This is a genomic window from Prevotella jejuni (assembly GCF_900187995.1).
In the GTDB taxonomy this organism is placed as follows: domain Bacteria; phylum Bacteroidota; class Bacteroidia; order Bacteroidales; family Bacteroidaceae; genus Prevotella; species Prevotella jejuni.
This window is the reverse complement of record NZ_FZNZ01000008.1, coordinates 54401-75743: the sequence shown is the minus strand read 5'-3', so window position 1 is coordinate 75743 and position 21343 is coordinate 54401. Positions and strand designations below refer to the sequence as shown.

The window sequence follows — 21343 nt, the reverse complement described above, 5'->3', positions numbered from 1 at the left end:
TCTGGAGTTTTTCATCAATTGAATACACTGCTCAAGACCGATGCCTCGGCTCCGAAAATGTACCAAGTTATTTTTTAATCATTACTTAACAAAATCAGAAAGATGAAAGTACTCATAGCTTCAATCTATTATCAATTGCTTTCTTCCATGAGAATCAAGCAAGCCGTATTTTTTACGGTGATATTTCCGGCATTTATTTTCCTTATATTTTCCAGTATATGGGGAATCAACAACAAAGAATATTGTGTATTCTTGCTGACGGGAATTTGCGCTATGACCATAGCCAGTGACGGATTATTCGCTATTGGCGGGGTTATCAAACAGTATTACACATCAGGAGTCATGAAGTTCATAAAAGTAATGCCTTACAACATCATTACTCATATTATCAGTTTGGTATTCAGCCGGATGATTTACATCCTGTTTTCTTTTGTAATACTGTTTATATTAGGTAGAGCCATATTTGGCGTGACATTAAACGTGCCGCAATACCTTTCCATACTGTCAGGATCAATATTGGGATTAATAGAGTTTTCTTTCTTGGGCTTACTGCTCTCTTTCACCAACATGAAAGCTGAAAGCGAAAAAGGATTAATCAACATCATCTATTTTGGACTGATATTTTTAAGTGACACATTTTATCCGATGACAGAAATAAATCCCGTATTCGAAGGCATTGTGGAATTCTCCCCGATTACGCCCGTGTTGAAAGTTCTCAGAGGTGATTATACCTATACATTGTATTTGGCTTTGTGGGCCGCGGCTTTCATGATAGCTTTCTATTTTTGTTTCAAAAGATTTCAAGTAAAAAGGAGTAAACAATGATCACATTTATAATTACTTTCATTATCCTGATGATGCTCCACGAACTGGCTCATGTATTGACAGCAAAGGCCGTAAATATGAAAATAGACAAAATAGGGGGCACTTGGAAACCTCTGCCTCATATTTATGTTTCTGTCATCAACGCACAAGTGTCTAATAAAAAGAATTTTTTATTCCTGATAAGCGGCAATGCTATGACATGGTTCTTATTCGTTATGCTAATGATTTACGGAAGTATGTTCAAAGTCCCTTATCCGGTTTATATGGCATTCGCCACTCAACTGATTTTCGAAACGAATCCATTCTTCTCGGATTACACAAAATTATTTTGCTATTACAAATACATGAAATGGTTAAAATTACAACTCAAAGTAGGTAACAAATTAACTTACAAAGAAATAGAGGCTAACCGTTCATTTATTATTCAAAAATATATGTATAGCAATATATGGTATTTGCAGTTCGTAGGCTGGGTATTTGTGGTGATTGCTCTATTATCACCTCACCTTTTACCTTCTATCATCCTGTGAATTGACATATATCTTTAATTTATCAACTCGTTAAAAAGAAAAAATATGAAAAAGTTTATCGTTTTGTTTGTTACTTTCTTTGCCATTGCAACTATCACTACAAGTACGCATGCAACCGGTATGAACCGTAATTCTTCTGTCGGAACTCCAGAGAATATATTAAATGGCATCCAAGACAAAATCGAGACAGCCATGAACAACTGTTTCGCCCGGAATTCCGTTTCTCCTCTTGACAGTATTTCCCAAAAGCTAAATAAACTGAAAAGTCAAAATAACATCGTACTTTATTGGAAATCTTACGTCAATTATTATAAAAGCGTCTTTTATGCAAAGCTGGGAGATAAAGACAAAAGCAAAAAAGCTATCAAAGAGGCATATATAACTCTGGAAAAAATGAATAACAAGAACTCGGAAGATTATGCATTGCTGGCTCTGACCCAAAGTTTTTATATACAATTCACTTCAGGAATGGCCGCCGGAGTCCTTTCATCTAAAATCACAAGAAATGCAGAGAAAGCTTTGAAGCTTGATTCAACGAATCTGAGAGGATGGTACGTTCTGGGCAGCAATGATTTCTATACACCCGCGAGTTTCGGTGGTGGGAAAAAAGTGGAGTATTATTTGAAAAAAGCTATTTCAACAGTGCCTAAAAGCATAAAAAACCCATATCTGCCTACTTGGGGAAGAGAATATGCTTTCGAACTATTAATCCGATATTACATCCAGAACAAAAAAATGAACGAAGCCAGGAAATATGTACAAATGGCGGAAAAAGAATACCCGAACAGTTACTTTATTGGTGAGTACAAAAAAATAATCAATAAATAAACCCTCCACCTACATAGGTAAGATAAAATCAAACGATTTATAAATAGCTAAATATCCGATCGAACATGAGAATAGACTTCCATTTATTCAGTTTGTTTCTCCTGTTTTTAATCAGGTCATCATATATATATGCGCAGGATGCGAATATACAGGGAAAAATAACAGATAAGAAAGGTGAACCTATATTGGCGGCCAATGTCTATCTGAAAAAAGAACCTGATAAGGGAACCATTTCTGATATAAATGGATATTTTATTCTCCGGTGTCAAAGCCATAGTTTCAACAATGATACGTTGATCATCTCTTTTTTAGGTCTGAAAACCAAAATCATTCCAACAGTGCACTTAGATACAAGCAAAGAGATATCAATCGTTATGGAAGAAGATCAACAGATGCTTGTAGAAGTAGTGATTATGGCTAATCCATCTTTATCAAGAGAATTCTCAATAAAAGAAGTTTCTAAATTTGATATTTATAATACCCCTTCTTCTGCCGGTGACGCATTGAAAATGGTCACTGTCCTTCCTGCATCCACCAATGTATCAGAAAGTGCCAATGTCGAATTGAGAGGAAGTGCCGGCGATATGTCAAGAGTGATGTTAAATGAAGTACCGGTATATAAACCCGTACGCAATTCCCAGATAAATGGAATCGGAAATTTCAGTCTGTTCAATACAGAAATGATAGAAGAGCAAAACGTCTATGCCAGTAATCCCCCATTGGTCTACAGCAATGCAACTGCGGGCCTGGTAGAGATAGGCACAATAAAGAAGTTGTCAGCAAGCGAAACGGCTCTCTCTCTATCACTTGCAAATATCGGTTTCCTCCACTCTCAGCCCATTAATAAAAAAAGTTTTCTTCAGATATATGGAAATTATCAATTTTCTAAACCTTATTTATGGGTCAATGCAAATAATAAGGATATTAATAAATTTTCATCAGAAGATACCGGTTTGAATTTTCATACAGAATTAACCAAAAGGTTAAGCATCAATCTTTATTCCTATTTTATTAATGAAAAGTATCTGGCTAATGATTATTCTTATACTTTTTCAGGGACAGTGGATGCAGGTAAAAGACGAAATTTCAATATTCTGAATTTCAAATACAAATTGGGCAAAGGATTTATCTCAATAAACAATGGCACAGACTTTTCAAACGAGGACTTTAAATTTGGCAATATTTTATCCAAGCAAAAGAACTGCTATGTATACAGTAACTTCGATTTCAAATATTATTTCACTCCGTCATGGAATTTACAATCCGGTTTTTCACATGAATATACCAAGCAAAATTACCGGAGCCGGTTTCCAAAGTATTATTTTGCGGTAAAACCTGAAAACCCAAGTTATTATTTTGAAAACAGTATATCAAACAACAACCTCGAATTTTATCTGTATAACAGAGTGCAGATCTTTAACGAATTAACTTTAGGTGTAGGAATCAGAAAAAATATACCTGTCAAGGAACAATCCGGATATTGGTCTTATCAAACGAACATAAAATATTCATTCAATAATTATAATTCTATATTGGCCTCTTTAGGGAAGTATAACGGATATGCAACCCCATATTACAACACACAGGAGTTTTCCTCCATATCAACGAGGCAGTATTCATTGGAGTATTCATTTTCGAGAAATGATTTCAATCTCCGGTTGGCTACATATCATAAGAAAGAAAATCTGAAGGAAAACTTTTCTGAAACAGATACTTCCGAAAGATTATTAAGAAAAATATGGGGAGCGGAAATCAGTATGAGTAAGAAATACGAAAATTTGACAGGTTCACTTGCATACACTTATCTCTATTCCAAATTCAGAAATGGGGGCAAATGGTATAACTCGTACAACCGGATGGACTATTTAATAAAAGCGTTTATTTCTTACTATCATAAGAAAGCAGGCACTGTCTCACTGTCTTGCTTAACCCGGCCCGGGCTTTATTATAGCCCGATAATAAATGCCGAGATAAATGAAACAGGGGCATACAAACCTTTATATGGCGATTATAATGTGAAACAATATTCAGGATATTGCAGCGTTGACTTCTCTTACAACAAAGTGCTGACCTTAAAATCATCCAATTTAATATTCTTTCTGACTGTCAACAACATCTTTGACATCAAGAATGAAAGCGCCATAATGTTCAGCGAAGACTATTCTACGATAACAGGATACAGACACTATAACAGACGTTCCATCTACACGGGAATGCAACTTCGTTTTTAAAACCATTTAGTAATGATAAAAAAATAACTTGGTATTTTTTTCTCTCTCTCCATGAAACCATATAGTTCCATTTCTGGAGTTTTTCATCAATTGAATACACTGCTCAAGACCGATGCCTCGGCTCCGAAAATGTACCAAGTTATTTTTTAATCATTACTTAGTAACGTTTAAAAAATAACTTGGTATTTTTTGTCTCTCCATGAAACCTTGTAGTTCCATTTCGGTAGCTCTTCATCAAAGGTAATATGCCGTTGACAGACATCATCATAATTGCTATCCACACAACGAGAAGTGTCGTACTTCTTTCTGTTGATGTTGGTGAAGACACAAAGGCCGGATTTCGTTCTGGCCTCTGCGGCAAGTTCGCATGCCTGCTCAACGCTCTCGAAGGAAATACCACTCCATACTCTGGTGATTTGAGAGAAAAGCCTGTGTTCAATGGGGTTCCACTTCGACGTGTACGGGGGATAGTGCGCCACTATTATGTCAATATGGAGGTCTTCGGAAAGTTTGATCAGCTCTTGCTTGAAAAGCCTGCTGGAACTGCTGTTGGAACCTCCACCGTCACAGAGCAACATGATGGCAGTTGCATGTGGATAGATGTCTTGGAGCACACGATACCAGTAGTACTTGAAGTTGTCGCAGAAGAACCCGGCTGTGTCATGGCTTATTCCGAAGCTCATGTATCCAGTATTCTTTTGAACATCGTAGATGCCATAGGGAATGATTTTGCCGCTTGCAAAGGAGGGGAAGTCATGGTCCCTGCATCGCGGCGACCTGTCGCAGTATACCTGTCCGCCTCTTCTGAATGGGCCGACCAACTCTTTCTTCTTCGTGTCTATACTGAAGACGGGTATGTGATTTTCTTCACACATGCTTCTCATTGCGGAGATTTTCTCGAACTGTTCGTTTCTTTTATTGCACTCTGCCATCGAGGTACACTTCTTCGGAGTGCGTTTCTTGAATCCCTCTTTGGATATGATTTGTTTGAGGGTGTGATAGCTTATGCTTATTCCGTAATCCACCTCCATCTTGTCTCTTATGATGCCAGGCGAATAGAAAAGCATGCGTACGCTCTCATCTTGCGGCAAGCCGCCTATGGCATCTTCCGTAATCTCCCGGAAGATGTCGATATACTCGGGATGAACACTGAGAATACTCTTTCTGCCTCCACCTTTCTTCCTTATGTGTCCGGCAGCAATTGTGTCCCCGCTCTCAAGCTCGTGAATACCTCTATACACTGTATTTCTGGTGACATGATATGTTTTGCAGACCAGACTCACGCCGTGCGTTCCAAGTTCCATCGCCTTGTGGGCACAGAACAACCTGCGTTGGCGTTCGTCCAGATTGGCGACTTCTGGGAAACTCCCTGATTTGTCGCACTCGCTATGTCTTCTCTTGTATGCTTCCACCTGCGCCCTGCGCAAGGGCAAAGATACAAAAAATAAACGACAACAAAGAATTAAACAACAACGTATATCATTACGTATCAGTTAATTAAACCTTAATTCCGCAACACTATTATAAATTAAACTTTTTAAGTACCTGAGCAACAAAAAGTTGCTCAGGATTTTGCCATGTCAGAATTTTCACTTATCTTAGTGTTGCAAAAAAAAACAAGAGAATCCAACGATAGACATGGCGAAGATACAAATTAAATCTGAGAGACTCACTCCTTTTGGGGGATTATTTTCAATCATGGAGCAATTTGACTCCACATTATCATCTGTCATCGACTCAACCCTCGGTCTAAGGTGTAGATCGTTCGGTTATCAGTACAGCGAAATCATCCGTTCTCTCATGAGTATCTACTTCTGTGGCGGTTCATGTATTGAGGATGTCACTACTCATTTGATGAACCACCTCTCACTTCATCCGACACTTCGCACTTGTAGCTCTGATACTATCCTCAGGGCGATAAAGGAGTTGACGCAAGAAAACATTTCATACACATCAGATATGGGCAAGACCTACGATTTCAATACGGCTGACACTCTCAATACTTTATTGCTCAATTGTATATTTGCATCTGGCCAACTGAAAGAGGGTGAGATGTATGATGTTGATTTCGACCATCAGTTCATAGAGACAGAGAAGTATGATGCAAAGCCTACATACAAGAAGTTCCTTGGTTATCGCCCTGGCGTGGCGGTTATTGGCGATTTGATAGTCGGTATAGAGAATAGCGATGGTAACACAAATGTTCGTTTCCATCAGAAGGACACGCTGAAGAGGTTCTTTGAGAGATTTGAACAGAATGGGCTCATTATCAATCGCTTCAGAGCTGATTGTGGATCATGTTCCGAGGAAATCGTGGAGGAAATAGAAAAACACTGCAAGTCCTTCTATATCCGTGCTAACCGCTGCAGTTCGATCTACAATGACACCTTTGCTCTCAAAGGCTGGAAAACTGAAGAAATCAATGGCATTGAGTTTGAATTGAACTCTATCCTTGTTGAGAAGTGGAAAGGTAAGGCATATCGACTTGTGATTCAAAGACAGAAACGGATGGATGGTGTGCAGGATTTTTGGGAAGGAGAATACACATACCGTTGTATCCTGACTAACGACTATGATTCTTCCGTAAGAGAAATTGTCGAGTTCTATAACCCTCGTGGAGAAAAGGAACGTATCTTCGATGATATGAACAATGGTTTCGGGTGGGACAGATTGCCCAAATCCTTCATGGCAGAGAACACAGTGTTCCTTCTTCTTACAGCACTTATCCGTAACTTTTACAAGGCCATTATTCAAAGACTTGACGTAAAGAAGTTCGGACTCAATGTAACAAGTCGCATAAAAGCGTTTGTCTTCAGGTTTATCTCTGTACCAGCCAAGTGGATCAAGACATCAAGGCGGTATGTGCTGAATATCTATACCTGTAATTATGCTTACGCAGATGTTTTCCAGACTGATTTTGGATAGTGCCTACAACTTATGGGAATGATATTGTGTATTGCCTCAAGTCACATTGTGGGGTAAGGGGATATTGTAGGCAGAAGTGGGTGCTTCAAGTTCAAATTATCTGCAAATTCAGTAATGAGAGGACGTGTAAACGCAATAAGAACCTTCAAGGGCTTAGTTGCGGATTTGAGGTTAAATAAAATATATGAGAACTGCTAATATCGAATTGAATACATTGTTCAATGCCGATGTCTTTGGCCTGAAAATGTACCAAGTTATTTTTTAATCATTACTTAATTGACAGTAACAAACATATTACACTAGGAATTTGTATGTTAACGTATTCAACAAGAAAACAAATAGGGAACGCCTTGGTTAAGTTATCTGGGGTTGACTATCATTTTGAATTGAGAAACGATAAATGGGTGCAAACCAATAATTCACATTTAACTAATATGGAAAAAGTTATTATTGGGCAAAGTGCAAATGGTAAAAGCATAGCGAACATCGCAGAGTATCTCTCTGTTTCGATAACTACAATCAAGACTCACAGAACAAACATATTCAAAAAACTTGGAGTTAGCAATATTACTGAGGCCATACAATATGTAGAGGATTATAATCTAATTTGAGTACTATCTCCAAAATATCGTATCAGGCAAAAGTTGATATCGAAAAGTGGTTTTGTTGGATTTTCTACTGAAGATATACGGATTGAAATGTCTAGTAATTACAAGTAACTATTTGATTATTAATATTGTTTTATGTCCTTTGTCGCTGAATAGCTACTTGCAATATACCTGTTACCGAGACCTCTGCAAAACTATTTTTAGAAGAAAAACTATGATTGATTATCAGTAAGTTATATTCACTTTATTCTTCTTTTTACGGACTTTTGCAGAGGTTTCGTTACCTCTTATAATTCTCCTCCAACATTTTTTCCAAATCCGACTCCTTATAAAGTATCTTCCCTGCAAACTGTGTGTAAGGAATAATCCTCCTGTCCCGATAGTCCTGCAAGGTGCGAGGGCTGATATACAGCCTCTCGCATACTTCCTTACCTGTAAGGAAGTGCTCATCGCCAAATAGCGGCTTGTGTGTCTGTGCCACTTCCTTAATTCTCTTGCTTACTCCGCTGATAGCTGACAGCACCACCTGCATATCGTCCGCCTCTATATTCAAATCTCTTACCTGTTCCATAATCTTCGTGTCTATTTGTTGATTTTAGTTTTTCCCGTTTCAGCTTTCTCCGTTTTTGTTTGGAGCAACTGTTCCACGTCCTCACGCTTGTAGTAGCACTTATGCCCGATTTGGGCAAAGGGCAACACACCCGTATCACGGTAGTGCTGCAAGGTGCGCTTGCTGATATTAAGCAGCCTGCACACATCACCGTTGTGCAGCCAATCGGTGTGCCTGCTTCGTTCCCCGAATGCCTTGTGGCAGGTCTCGGCAAGGCTGAGAATCTCGTTCCTCAGCTTTGCCCAGTTTGAATCCGTAATGATAAAATATCCCATAGTTTTATTATTGTTTTGTTTGTATTTCTGTCTTATTGGTTTAATAAAACCTTTGTCCGTCTTGCGTTTCACCGCATATTTCTGCCTGCAAAAGTAGAGAGTGTTTGCCATACTTCAAAGCACGAGGGAACAGTAGGGAAATAGAGGGAAAAACATGGAAATGGCAAAAGGATTGTCGCTCTCTTTCTTTGTCTCTTTACTCCATTTTATCATATCCTTTTAGCCGACGCAATACGATGCGTATTGTAGCAAATTAGCACCTGCCTTTCTTGCATCCTTTACACACTTGTCCTCTTGTTTTGGGCTTAAATCCATACTTTCCAACAGTTTCTTGTCAAAAATCTGTGAGAAATTCATAGCCAATGTACGCAACATTATGCAAGCACTCTCCGAATGCTTGGCACTTTCTTGTTCTCTTCATAACTTCACTCTTGGAAACCAAACCAAGCATATAATGAAGAAGAATGCAGATAAAGGTAAATCGGAGGGAGGAAACAATATGTCCAAGCAAAAGAAGACTTCCTCAAAAAACGGTGAGATAGAAACCTATCTGTCCTCTCGCTATGAGTTCAGATACAACACTGTATTGGGAAGAACCGAATACCGAAGCAAGAACGATGCTCATTTCTCAAAAGTGGGTCGCTATGAAATCAACACGCTCCGCAGGGAGATAGACAACGACATCGGGATTATCACATCTTCTGATAATCTCTATTCCATCATCGAGAGCAGTTTCTCTCCACGCATCAACCCCATACAGGAGTATTTCAAAAAGTTGTCTGCAACGGATATAGGCAGCAGTAACCCTGATTGTGGAAATAAAGTTTCCCTTTCACTGAAAGCCATTCCCGACTTGGCAAGTTGCGTTGTCGTGCGCAACTCCGACAAATGGCTGCCGTACCTCACCAAGTGGCTCGTGGCAGTGGTTGCCAACGCAATGGACGACCGTGAGTGCCGTAACCATACCTGCCTCGTACTCACAGGCGAGCAGGGCAAGTTCAAGACCACGTTCCTTGACCTGCTCTGTCCCCCAGCACTGCACGGTTACAGTTACACAGGAAAAATATATCCGCAGGAAAAGGACACACTCACTTATATCGGTCAGAACCTTATCGTAAACATAGACGACCAGCTAAAAGCCCTCAATAAGCGGGATGAGAACGAGCTGAAAAACCTCATCACCTGTCCGATGGTCAAGTACCGTATGCCGTATGACAAGTACGTGGAGGAGCATCCCCACTTGGCAAGCTTTGTGGCATCAGTGAACGGCAATGACTTTCTTACAGACCCGACAGGCAGCAGAAGGTTCCTGCCCTTTGAAGTACTTTCCATAGACATAGAGAAAGCCAAGCGTATTTCAATGGACAATGTCTATGCTGAAGCCAAAGCCCTGCTAAAGTCAGGTTTCCGCTATTGGTTTGATGATGAAGAGATTGCCGAACTATACAGGGAGAGTGAGGACTTTCAGGTACAGACCGCTGAGATGGAACTCTTGCTGCGTTGCTTCGAGAAACCAGCGGAGGACGAAAACTATTCGTTAATGACCACTACGGAGATACTCACCTATTTGGGTATTTATACCCACCAGCCACTTGTTGCCAAACGTATGGGCGAAGCCTTGAAGAAAGCAGAATATATAAAGGTGAGCAAACGAAGAAACGGTGGTAGCCCCATCTATGTCTACAAGATTAGGAAAATCTTGCCCTGCCCGCTCCTTCAAACTTGTAGTAGTCAAATGTAGTAGAATGTGTAGTATTGTCTTATACTACAAAGTAATACTGATTATCAATCACTTATCACAAAATAATATGTAGTAAGAAGAAAGATGAAAAAGTTTGGAGGGGAAAAACTTTGGAAACGGTAAAACCATAAAACAGACAAGCATAAATAATTATCATTCAACCCATTAAAGTATCAAAACAATGAAAAAAGAAGATTTATCACTAATCAAACGATATTCCATCGTGGAATATCTCGAAAGGAAAGGCATTAGGCCTGTCCGTAAAACATCTACCTATGTCATGTATCGCTCACCACTCAGGGAGGAAACTCATCCGAGTTTCAAGGTGGACACGGAAAAGAACCTTTGGATAGACTATGCCGAAGGCAGGGGCGGAAGTATCATCGACCTTTGTATACGCTTGGAAGGCTGCACGCTCTCGGAAGCCATCTGCCGTTTGGGGCAGAACGCTTTAGAGCATACAGCGTACTGCTCCTGTTCTTCAAAGAGAGAAACATCTATCAGTCCAAATCAAAGAAAGGATATAACAGCAAGCGGAACAAGGAGACTGACAAGCATCTCAGACACCTTGCCGCCGCACCTGCAGGAGTATCTCAAAAAGGAACGCTGTATTGATTTAGAAAAGGCAACACCCTTTCTCAAATGTATCAGCTACGAGGTAAGGGAAAGAAGATATGAAGCCATCGGCTTTGCCAATTCTTCAGGTGGTTATGAACTACGGGACAATCATTTGTTTAAGGGAACGATTGCCCCGAAAGACATCACCCCTATATTTGAGGACAAGGCACAACCTGTCTGTCTGTTCGAGGGCTTTATGGATTTTCTTTCTTTCCTTTCAATGAAAGAGGAAGTAACCAACCAATGCCTTGTGATGAATTCCGTGAGTAATGTTGTAAGAAGTATTCACTACCTGAATAAAAGAAATATAACCTCTGTTCGTGCTTTTCTTGATAATGACGATGCAGGTCGAAAAGCTGTGCAGGAATTTGTAAACACAGGTTTTAAGGTAGAAGATATGGCAGTGTATTATAGAGACTTCAAAGACCTCAACGAGTTTCATGTCAGTCGTGTCCGTGAGCAACAGAAAAAGTTGGAGAAAACTCCCAATACAAGCAACAAAAGAAAACAAGTCAAACTTAAAATAAGATAGAGGTATGGAAAAGAAAACAGTCAGCAAAGAGGAAATGGAAAATACCATCAGGAAATCTTTCAGTATGAGCCAAGCTGAAAGTTCAAGTGAACAAACCGTCGCTGAATTTCGAGCAAAGGGAATGAAAAATATTCAAGAGCAAAAACAACAAGGAACAGAACATGTCATAAAGTATGTTACGCCAGCCGAGCCTGCACAGCATACAGAGCATGCAACCGTTCAAAAACGCATCAGTGCCAAGATGAGAAAAGAGACACTCGACGCATACAAGCAGGCGTTCCTCGTTCCGACAAAGCTAAGTGAGAGAAAGGCGGTTTACCTGAGCAGGGAGACGCAGGAACGTGCCGACTTCATCGTTCGCAGGTTGGGTGACAGGGGTAGCAATCTTTCAAGTTTCGTGGAGAACATCGTGCGCATCCATTTGGGGGAATACGGTGAGGATGTAGAGAAATGGAGAAAACTGTGAACCGCAAGAAAATGGTCGAGGGGTTTCAGAAAAAGGAACACCTCTTTCACTCAAAACCCTCGACACTTTTCAGAGAGTAAGGCAACGAACTTTTGCTAAAAACACTGAATGGTGGGAACGCTACGAACGCAGTTAGATACTGAATGCACGGCATTCGCTTTTAATAACCAAAACGCTTTATGCGTAAACGTTTCGTTAGCTGACATTGCAAGACGTCAGTTTGTACCCACAAACTGCTCTTGCTCCCCTCGTTCGATTGTCGGGGAGATAAGACCGTAATCACTCCGTTCTCATCGGTCAGTATTCAGGAATTAAGAAACAATGAATCATCTACAATGATTAACTTTCTAAGAAACTTATATGAAAAGATACAAAGGAAAAGCTGCCCGATGGCAGCAACAGGATAAGGAAGAACAGCGGATGAACAAAACGGAGTTCATCAAGGTAAGATGCACCTTAGAAGAGAAGCAGCGTATCAAGTCAAAAGCGGAAAGTGCAGGGCGGAAGTTCTCAGATTACTGCCGTGAGATACTCCTTAACGGAGAAGTAACAGCCGTTCCCAAGATGACAGACAATGAGAGGGAAGCCATTGCCATTCTCCATCATACAGGAAAGTTCTATGGACAGGTATCCAATCTCATCAAGGTCAAGGACGAAAGGTGGGTACTCATCACAAAGAACCTATCACTATGTGCAAAAGAAGCATTTAAGCGGTTTTACGACCCTCATTTTCGTGTGGAAGATGAGGTATATAAGGTCTTAAATCTAACAAGAAATGATAGGAAAATGTAAGGCGATAGCGCACGGCAGCACGGCTTTAGACTATATCTTCAGAGAGGGCAAGCTTGGCTATCGACTTGCCTTCCACAATCTTTGCAGCAGGGAGCCAAAGGCTATCTATGAGGAAATGAAAGTGGTCAGCGATTACAACAGTCGTTGCAGGAACAAGTTTCTCCGTATCGAAATAGGCATCGCACCGCAGGACGAGAAAAAGCTGTCAGTGTCCGAACTCATGTGGATAACCCATTTATTTGCCAAGCAAATGGGACTTGACAACCACCAATGGGTGGCGGTAACGCACAAGGATACCGACAACAGACACATTCACATCATTGCCAACCGCATCAGTTTGTACGGAGAGGTCTATGATACTACTTTTGTGAGCAATAGGGCAGCAAGGGTGGCGGAAGAAATCAGCAGGGAGAAACACTTGACCATCGCAAAGGAGGTCAAGGCGAAAAAGCAGCATCAGGAGCCAAAAGCCAGTCCAATAAGAGAGCAGACAAAACAGCAGGTACAGCAAATCTGCTATGCCCTGCTTGACAAGTACAAAGGTATGGGTATTACTGGGCATTCCATGTTCCTTTACGAGTTGAACAAGAACGGCATCGCGATAGAGCGCATGAAGAACAAGCAGGGCAAGGTCTATGGCTTGAAGTTCTCATACGCAGGACAATCATTCAAGGCATCCGAAATCGGCAGGGAGTTCGGCTACCGTTCCCTGCAGAAAAACTTTGAACCAACCAACAGGGAAGAGCCAAGGAAACCACACCAAACAATACAGGAGGCAACAGAAAAGAACGAACGCCCTGATACCGGTTATCAACTCGTACCTCCAAGCCGCTCCTCAATTTCACGAGACAATGACACACCACAAGTGCAGAATCCTATTAGTACAGTGGCAGACACCATTGTTAGTGCAGCCGATGAAGTTGTGGAAGGATTAGGCGATTTGATTACACCATCCACACAGGGCAATGACTATGCTGAAACAGCGTGGCAGCGCAAGCTCAGGAACCAAGCCAACAGAAAGAAAAAACGTGGAAGAGGATTATAACTCACGCCTGAACAAAATGCAGAAAGAAGAATATCTCATCAAGAACGCTTGTTATTCGGTAACAAAGTATTATCTTTGCAAACAGAATAACAAGCGTTCTTTGTTAGGCAGAAAACAGCGAAACCAAGTAACTCGCTCGTTTCTAAATCGTTACCAGTTTAGTTCTACTAACAAGGTAACTTCTTTATTTTCAACAAGTTGTATTTTAAGAATTATCTTAAAAACCAATTAAGCACCTTTTACTTTATACTTGATAACTAATTGATACGCTGTTGATTGTAAACCTGCTTCATGTGTGTATTTTTGTCGTTAGTTATAGGTATTTTCTTTAAAATTATGTAATGATTTTTCAAACCCTTGTCTGCAGATTTTCGAAGTCTTAAAACGAAAAGATTTTCAATGAAAGAGGATGAAAATAGGATAGATAGTTGACTGTCTCAGCTATATTTTTGTTTAATGAGTAACTTTGGCTCTTACGTTAAAGCACTACGAAAAGCGTCCACACATTTAACGGAAGAACCGCTTTTTTCGTCCTTATGGCTGTTAGTTTCAAGCGTTCTCATGTGCAATTGAAGGCGTGCGTAGCCTTACTTGTGATTTTTCTTTTCATGAAAATAATTCGGGAATGATGGTAGACTATTTGTTTACTTATTGTTAAATAGACTATTGAGCTTACTTTTTAAACACTTTCTATTGTTCCTTACGGCGTTTTTTAGCCTTTTTTCTCTGTGCGCTAACCTTTCTCTTTTGTCGTTTTAATTATGTTCAAGGTATAAATTGTGTATGATGATGTAAATATTCTATCTATTGAAGATAAAATAAAGGAGGTAATGAAAAAATATTCAAAAATGTTTGTAATATAAAAGAATAGCATTATATTTGTCCCAGAATATAAACAATCTATTTGTAAGAAATAAAATCTTAATATAATAACTTACTTAAATTAATAGTATGAACTTAAAGAAGTTGATAACCAGATACGTCCTGGTTGCTTTAGGCTTAATCTTGAGTGTTCCAATGGTAAGTTCTGCGCAGAGTAAAAATCAGCTGATTAAGCCCTGTAATCAAATTGTGAAGCAGGGTGGGGAGGTTATGGATTGCTCTGAAGGGCAGCAATGGATTATCTTTAAAAAACAATCGCAAAAGAAGACATCAGAAGGTCGTTCGCTTTATACACTTGGATTGTATGATGTCAAAAGTGGTAAAACAACGGTGCTCTCAGATAATAATTGTATCTTTGTTGTTAAATCACCAAAGTCAAAGTCTGGTGATGTACGTATCACAGAAGAGTATGCATGGTATGATGAAGATGGAGTATTAGTCGATGCATCATCCAAAGAAGATATCATTATGCCTGATGATAAGATGCTCATCAGCCAGCTTACCAATGAAGAAGGGACTGTTAGCGATTATCTAAAGGTTATCCCTTTAGGAACGAGCAAGGCTAAGATGATGGAAATTGAGCTGGCTAAGAGTCCTTACACACTGGTTGAAACTACAAACTTAGTAGATAAAGATGGTCAGACGAGTATTCTTCATATATGTAATGAGGCTCTTCATATATGTAATGCGACTTTTGATGTTAACCCATTGAGAAAAGTCACAATAGAGAGTAACAATACTTTCTCTTATTACAGAAATGCGGAGCAGGTTTTTGATGGTGATATGTTGGTTGATACAAAGTATCAGCGTGTTGTCTGCAATACGGATGGTGAGATTGTAGAGGTAGGGAAAGTTATGACATACCAAGAGGCTCTACAGGCTTCTGGTAATGCAAGCAATCCTCAACTGAGCTTAAAGTAATTTGGTTTATAAGTATAATAGACGTAGGATTTATACATTCGTTAAAATAAAATGGACGCATCAAAAGTGCGTCCATTATGGTTGGTTTATACTTTCGTATTGGATAGCTCTTCTATAATAGGAGTCTATCTATGATAGGGTTATTTAGAAGATAGAAAGATTAATACGATGCTGTACAAGGGATTCCCAATGCGATGACACGGTCACGGATGGCATCCAGTTCTTCATGTGTGGCCTTTTGCAGGTGTTGGTCGGGCGTTTCACGGTCGATGGTGTAAATCATCACCTCACGAGGTCCAATCTCCTTGACAACTTCAAGCCATGGAGCAACGAACTTTTCCGTAGTGTTGTTGACGTCATAACCATCCTCGGTTGTCCCCTTCAAAAACATTGTTTGAATAATAGCTTGGCCGTTGAAGGCCTTAATATCTGCTATGATACGATGAACATCGTAGGATGGCTGTGTTGGACGGTCTACCTTATTGATATACTCAGTATTGATAGTATCGAGTTTCAGAATGTTGTTGTCTATCTTTGACAGTGCTTCGTGAATCTTCGGACGATGGATGAATGTAGAGTTACTGAGGACAGAAATCTTTGCTTGTGGGCAATACTTGTTGCGTAGACGAATTGTATCGTCGATGATTTCAGCGAAGTGTGGATGGGAAGTGGGCTCTCCGTTGCCTGCAAAAGTCAGAACGTCAGGGTGGATATTGTCCTGTTGCATTTCCTTCAACTTTGCCTCCAAAGCCTCTGCAATACGCTCACGAGTGGGGTGGGGAGTCTTTGTGCGGTGGTCTTCATTGAATCCGCATTCGCAATATATACAGTCGAAAGTGCATATCTTACCGTCTGCTGGCATCAAGTTAATACCTAAGGAAATACCTAATCGACGGCTGTGGACTGGTCCAAATATAGGGGATGGATAGATAATCGTGCTCATTGAAATTGTCTTTATAAATGGTCTATGGGTAGGATGTGACTGAGTAGATGAGAGCTCATCTATCTGTTGTCTTTCCTTTCATAATCTTGTTACAACAAAGGTACGTATTTTTCTTGGAAATGATGTCGTTTCCAATTATTTTGATACCTACTTTTTATCTTAGACAATCAACCTCATCAGTAGGAAGACTGTTACTCCCAATTTTTACTCCTGTCGTAGAATAAATATTGATGGAAGGTGTAAGATAGGTCCTGTAAAAGATATCTGCCCCTTTTGGTGTTGGTAGATCTTTGTTCACAGCGACGGTAGATGTTGTAAGTATTATTCGTTTTGTTAATCCTTGCTCTGCTACCATTAGGGTATTGTCGTCTATGCTAACGAAACCAAGGAACTTTTCTGTAAGCACTTTGTGTTTATGTGCGGTAGGGTTAATGATAACGGTTAGAGGAGAAGCATGTGGCGTAATTCCTCTATCTGTACAAGATAATACGACAACAGGAGTTGCTTTTTTAATACGTAACATACCTTTTGCGCCCGACTTGGAAATGTATGGTTTGTTAAAAGTTTTGATATCATAATCCCAAGAGATATTGTCTATCTGCATTTCTGTATATGTGTCTACATGATGAGAGAAAATCTTGGTTAATACCTTTGATGAGTTATCAAACATGTAGATATTGTAATATGTCTCGTCGCTATCTCCGTCTGAGTTTGTTATAGGTTGGGTAAAGAAATAATAGGTTCCGAAAGCCCCGCTCCCTGATTGCAGACAACTCATGGCAAGATAGTCTTGCTTCTTTTTAGGGCTTAACTGTGCATAAGGGAGATCGCTACCGTTGTATGCTGCAGGATAAGCATCGTGGGGTAAGCCATGAGAATAGAATGCTGAGAGTGGATCGGTATTTTCTTTTTTGCCTTCTGGATCATATTGTCTACTACCAGTATCAAGGGCTTGCATATACTGACAAGATAACACTATCATAGCAATTAAGGCAATGAATCTTCTGTTCTGTCTTAATGTAGACCGACATAGGCAAATGGCTTCTTTAATATTCATAATATCAATTTAGTTTAGTTAGGATTAGTTGTTGGAGATATGACCATTGAAAGTCTTGCTTATTATTTGAAGTGTATTTCTATCTTTCTTGCCATCGTAAAAGACGTCAAGAACCTTGCTAAAGATGTCATTAGGACTAATGGCATCAAATAGAGTCATAGAGGATTTTAGTTTTAAGGCATCAATAGAGCTACCCATGAGGCGTTCTATATTTCTGTCTTTATATATCAGTAGGGCGTTAGTTATCTCACGTAATCGTTCATTCAAGCAAGGGTTTGCAAGGAATGTACGAGCTTCGTCCGTATCTGCTAAGCCGTAATATTGCGAGTAGGTACTGTGTCCAAGTCCTTTCAGTTGTGGGAAGATATACCATATCCAATGGGAGGTTTTATGCCCTTGCAAGATTTCTTTCAATGCTTGTTGGTAGGTATTGTCATCGTTCTGAGCCTTGATAAATCTTTCAATGTCGAAAGGGTCGGGAGTCAGCACTCCTATACTTTCTTCGAACTTATTGAGAATTGTGCGTAAGTAAGGTGTAAGCAGTGCATAACAATAGGATGCAAGGTTTTGAGGAATACCATAAAATGCTTGTGCAATACTCCCAGCCATCGCTGCTATTGTGTCTGAATCACCACCCAAGGATACTGCAATACGTATCACATCTTCAAAGTTGGCACCCTCAAGGAATGCTAAAAGAGCCTGTGGGACAGTATTCTGACAAGACATATCATAGGAATAAGTAGGTCGGATATCATCCAATTGCGGACTTAAATCATAATGAAATTGCTCCTCTGCATAGCTCTTAATCTCCCTCTTCGTTGCCCCATGACGTGCAAGATAAATGGAGGAAGCAATTGCTTGTGCTCCTTTTATGCCTTCGGGATGATTGTGTGTCACCTCTGCTGATATCTTCGCAAGACCTAATGCTTCCTGTAAACTATGCGCATAGAACGCAACGGGACTCACCCTCATAGCAGAACCATTCCCATAGCTATTATAAGGTTGAGGCTCTGGATTATGCAACCAACGCATAAAACTACCGCCATAACCAGCCGTTGGATAACGTCTACCAAGCTCTTGCATGTGTCGAACCAGTGTTTCTTTGCGATGTTCCTTATCGCCACACAGCCATCGAGCCACAGCCAACGTCATCACCGTATCATCTGTGAATTTACTCTTCGGAGTAAACAAATGAAACTCTTTCCGCTTCGTATTATTAAACTCATAGGCTGACCCTATGATGTCTCCAACTATTGCTCCTAACATAAACTATTACTTTACATATCTGTTAATCAATAATATCTTACCTTTGATATAACAAACAGGAGTTATACAAAAGGCTACAAACTCGAATACAAAAATAGCTATAATCCATTAATGAAACAAATGAAAATAGAGGAAAACTAACGGAAGGGACAAAATAAGAAGATGGTCATTTTTAAGGTTGCTGTCACTACTGTCATAATATTGACGTTATAATCTACTAACTACAAGACTGTTACGAGAAGTGTTAAAAGTGACAGTAACTACAATAAACAAAAAATTAGTAATAAAGAAAGGGGCGGCTACCCCCCATCGGATAGTCGCCCCTCGTCTTATGATTGAAATAAGATTTAATCCTTGTTCTCGCGTTTACGCTCCAAATGATCAAGAGTTATCTTACGCATACGAATGTTCTTTGGAGTTACCTCAACATACTCGTTGCCCTTGATGTACTCAAGACATTCCTCAAGACTCATCTCGGTCTTAGGGATAACGCGTGCCTTCTCGTCAGAACCAGATGCACGGACGTTGGTCAACTGCTTTGCCTTCGTAACGTTGATAACGAGGTCGTTGTCGTGAACATGCTCACCAACAACCTGTCCGCCATAAACTTCCTCACCAGAATCAATGAAGAACTTACCACGATCTTGTAGCTTGTCGATAGCGTAAGCGTAGGCTGTACCAGCCTCCAACGCAATCATTGAACCATTTGTACGACGTACGATCTCGCCCTTGAATGGCTGATAATCTTTGAAACGGTGTGCCATGATAGCTTCACCCTGGCTGGCTGTTAAGACGTTGGTACGTAGACCAATGATACCACGTGATGGTATTTCAAAGGTGATGTTCACACGTTCGCCCTCAGCGTCCATACCGAGCAAGTCACCCTTACGACGAGTCACCATATCAATCATCTTACTTGAGAAATCAGTTGGAACGTTGATTGTCAACTCCTCGATAGGCTCACACTTCTGTCCATTAATCTCCTTGTAGATAACCTGTGGTTGACCAACTTGCAGCTCATAACCCTCACGACGCATTGTCTCAATGAGCACAGAGAGATGGAGAACGCCACGACCACTGACAATCCACTTATCTGTTGCGTCCTCCATAGGACGTACACGTAGTGCAAGATTCTTCTCAAGTTCTTTGTTAAGGCGTTCGCTGATATGACGAGAGGTACAGAACTTACCTTCCTTTCCGAAGAATGGAGAGTCGTTGATGGTGAAGAGCATACTCATTGTTGGCTCGTCAACAGCGATAGGTGGTAGTGGCTCCGGGTTCTCGAAATCAGCAATAGTATCACCAATCTCAAACTTCTCCAAGCCAATCACTGCACAAATATCGCCTGAGTCTACGTGGTCTGTCTTCTTATGGCCCATACCCTCGAAGGTATGAAGCTCTTTAATCTTAGTGCGTTCCTGTGTTCCGTCGCGGTGACAGATTGTAATATTCTGTCCATCCTTCAATGTTCCACGGTGTACACGACCAACGGCGATACGTCCGGTGTAGCTTGAATAGTCCAAAGATGTAATCAGCATCTGTGGTGTTCCTTCAATCTGCTTAGGAGCAGGGATTGCCTCAATAATGAGGTCGAGCAGATATTCAATATTATCTGTTGGCTTCTTCCAATCCTCACTCATCCAGCCATTCTTAGCTGAACCATAGACAACTGGGAAATTCAACTGGTCTTCTGTAGCGTTGAGGTCACACATGAGATCGAATACCATCTCATATACTTCCTCAGGACGACAGTTTGGTTTGTCTACTTTGTTGATAACAACAACTGGTTTCAAACCAAGTTGTAGGGCTTTCTGTAGTACGAAACGAGTCTGTGGCATCGGACCTTCGAAAGCGTCAACGAGCAACAGACAACCGTCTGCCATGTTCAATACACGCTCAACCTCACCACCGAAATCAGAGTGACCTGGTGTGTCGAGAATATTGATTTTTACTCCTTTCCAATTAATACTTACATTCTTACTGAGAATTGTTATCCCTCGTTCGCGCTCCAAGTCGTTAGAGTCGAGAACCTCTCCACTGTTGTCTTGTCCGTCACGGAAAAGTTTTCCTGCGAGCATCATCTTATCAACCAAGGTTGTCTTACCGTGGTCTACGTGCGCAATAACTGCGATGTTACGAATATCTTGCATTTAATTACCTTAAAAAAGCTTACGCTAAATTTATGGTGCAAAAGTACGAATAAAAAATGGAAAACGTTTGTGGTTCCAATAAAAAGTTGTAACTTTGC

19 protein-coding genes and 1 pseudogene are annotated in these 21343 nt (G+C 40.3%); 13 read left to right on the top strand and 7 right to left on the bottom strand.

Annotated elements, in window-relative coordinates; genetic code table 11:
- Window positions 1–102: 102 nt before the first annotated feature.
- The 4 genes from CHB62_RS04165 (at window position 103) to CHB62_RS04150 (ending at window position 4414) form a co-directional block, all read left to right on the top strand.
- Entirely contained in the window at window positions 103–825 is a 723-nt protein-coding gene (locus CHB62_RS04165; RefSeq protein ID WP_008449671.1) for an ABC transporter permease, read from the top strand.
- Window positions 822–1355 (top strand): hypothetical protein, encoded by a 534-nt coding sequence (locus CHB62_RS04160; RefSeq protein ID WP_008449642.1) that lies wholly within the window; start codon window positions 822–824, stop codon window positions 1353–1355. The genes CHB62_RS04165 and CHB62_RS04160 overlap by 4 nt, the downstream gene beginning before the upstream one ends.
- A 45-nt stretch (window positions 1356–1400) precedes the next feature.
- Window positions 1401–2183, top strand: a complete 783-nt coding sequence (locus CHB62_RS04155) for a tetratricopeptide repeat protein (RefSeq protein WP_008449717.1) — start codon at window positions 1401–1403, stop codon at window positions 2181–2183.
- Window positions 2184–2248: 65 nt separating this feature from the next.
- Window positions 2249–4414 (top strand): TonB-dependent receptor, encoded by a 2166-nt coding sequence (locus CHB62_RS04150; protein WP_009012969.1) that lies wholly within the window; start codon window positions 2249–2251, stop codon window positions 4412–4414.
- A gap of 167 nt (window positions 4415–4581) precedes the next feature.
- Here CHB62_RS04150 and CHB62_RS04145 read toward each other — a convergent pair whose 3' ends face one another.
- Window positions 4582–5718 carry an ISAzo13 family transposase gene (locus CHB62_RS04145; RefSeq protein WP_008449745.1) on the bottom strand — a complete coding sequence of 379 codons (1137 nt, stop codon included), beginning with the start codon at window positions 5716–5718 and terminating at the stop codon, window positions 4582–4584.
- A gap of 334 nt (window positions 5719–6052) precedes the next feature.
- Here CHB62_RS04145 and CHB62_RS04140 point away from each other — a divergent pair, with 334 nt between their 5' ends.
- The 3 genes and pseudogenes from CHB62_RS04140 (at window position 6053) to CHB62_RS15450 (ending at window position 7950) form a co-directional block, all read left to right on the top strand.
- Window positions 6053–7339: an IS1380-like element ISBf12 family transposase gene (locus CHB62_RS04140; protein WP_008449762.1), complete on the top strand. Its 1287-nt coding sequence runs from the start codon at window positions 6053–6055 to the stop codon at window positions 7337–7339.
- 12 nt (window positions 7340–7351) lie between these two features.
- A pseudogene (locus tag CHB62_RS15135) lies at window positions 7352–7537 on the top strand (hypothetical protein).
- A 113-nt stretch (window positions 7538–7650) separates the two neighbouring features.
- On the top strand, window positions 7651–7950 hold the full coding sequence (locus tag CHB62_RS15450) for a response regulator transcription factor (RefSeq protein WP_009012343.1): 300 nt from the start codon (window positions 7651–7653) through the stop codon (window positions 7948–7950).
- Window positions 7951–8227: 277 nt separating this feature from the next.
- Here CHB62_RS15450 and CHB62_RS04125 read toward each other — a convergent pair whose 3' ends face one another.
- Window positions 8228–8518, bottom strand: coding sequence for a helix-turn-helix domain-containing protein (locus CHB62_RS04125; RefSeq protein ID WP_008449754.1), 291 nt, complete (start codon window positions 8516–8518; stop codon window positions 8228–8230).
- An 11-nt stretch (window positions 8519–8529) separates the two neighbouring features.
- Entirely contained in the window at window positions 8530–8832 is a 303-nt protein-coding gene (locus tag CHB62_RS04120) for a helix-turn-helix domain-containing protein (RefSeq protein WP_008449658.1), read from the bottom strand.
- 376 nt (window positions 8833–9208) lie between these two features.
- Between CHB62_RS04120 and CHB62_RS04115 the strand changes: the two genes are divergently transcribed.
- From CHB62_RS04115 to CHB62_RS04085, 6 genes are all read left to right on the top strand, one after another.
- The gene (locus CHB62_RS04115) at window positions 9209–10573 is read left to right on the top strand and encodes a virulence-associated E family protein (protein WP_009435903.1); all 1365 of its coding nucleotides are present in this window, start codon (window positions 9209–9211) and stop codon (window positions 10571–10573) included.
- A 181-nt stretch (window positions 10574–10754) separates the two neighbouring features.
- Window positions 10755–11723, top strand: a complete 969-nt coding sequence (locus CHB62_RS04110; protein ID WP_009012342.1) for a DUF8464 domain-containing protein — start codon at window positions 10755–10757, stop codon at window positions 11721–11723.
- Between the two features lie 4 nt (window positions 11724–11727).
- Complete coding sequence (locus CHB62_RS04105) at window positions 11728–12189, top strand: DUF3408 domain-containing protein (protein ID WP_008449678.1); 462 nt, start codon at window positions 11728–11730, stop codon at window positions 12187–12189.
- Between the two features lie 360 nt (window positions 12190–12549).
- Window positions 12550–12981: a plasmid mobilization protein gene (locus CHB62_RS04100; protein WP_008449726.1), complete on the top strand. Its 432-nt coding sequence runs from the start codon at window positions 12550–12552 to the stop codon at window positions 12979–12981.
- Entirely contained in the window at window positions 12965–14026 is a 1062-nt protein-coding gene (locus CHB62_RS04095; RefSeq protein ID WP_008449737.1) for a relaxase/mobilization nuclease domain-containing protein, read from the top strand. The genes CHB62_RS04100 and CHB62_RS04095 overlap by 17 nt, the downstream gene beginning before the upstream one ends.
- Before the next feature lie 951 nt (window positions 14027–14977).
- The gene (locus tag CHB62_RS04085; RefSeq protein WP_009012319.1) at window positions 14978–15829 is read left to right on the top strand and encodes a hypothetical protein; all 852 of its coding nucleotides are present in this window, start codon (window positions 14978–14980) and stop codon (window positions 15827–15829) included.
- 160 nt (window positions 15830–15989) lie between these two features.
- On the opposite strand, the gene CHB62_RS04080 is transcribed toward CHB62_RS04085, so the two are convergent.
- The 4 genes from CHB62_RS04080 to typA form a co-directional block, all read right to left on the bottom strand.
- Window positions 15990–16772, bottom strand: coding sequence for a radical SAM protein (locus CHB62_RS04080; RefSeq protein WP_009012321.1), 783 nt, complete (start codon window positions 16770–16772; stop codon window positions 15990–15992).
- A gap of 154 nt (window positions 16773–16926) precedes the next feature.
- The gene (locus CHB62_RS04075) at window positions 16927–17829 is read right to left on the bottom strand and encodes a hypothetical protein (RefSeq protein WP_009012322.1); all 903 of its coding nucleotides are present in this window, start codon (window positions 17827–17829) and stop codon (window positions 16927–16929) included.
- A 24-nt stretch (window positions 17830–17853) separates the two neighbouring features.
- On the bottom strand, window positions 17854–19095 hold the full coding sequence (locus CHB62_RS04070) for a DUF1810 family protein (protein ID WP_009012323.1): 1242 nt from the start codon (window positions 19093–19095) through the stop codon (window positions 17854–17856).
- A gap of 347 nt (window positions 19096–19442) precedes the next feature.
- Entirely contained in the window at window positions 19443–21245 is a 1803-nt protein-coding gene (typA, locus tag CHB62_RS04065; RefSeq protein ID WP_089365821.1) for a translational GTPase TypA, read from the bottom strand.
- Between the last annotated feature and the right edge of the window lie 98 nt (window positions 21246–21343).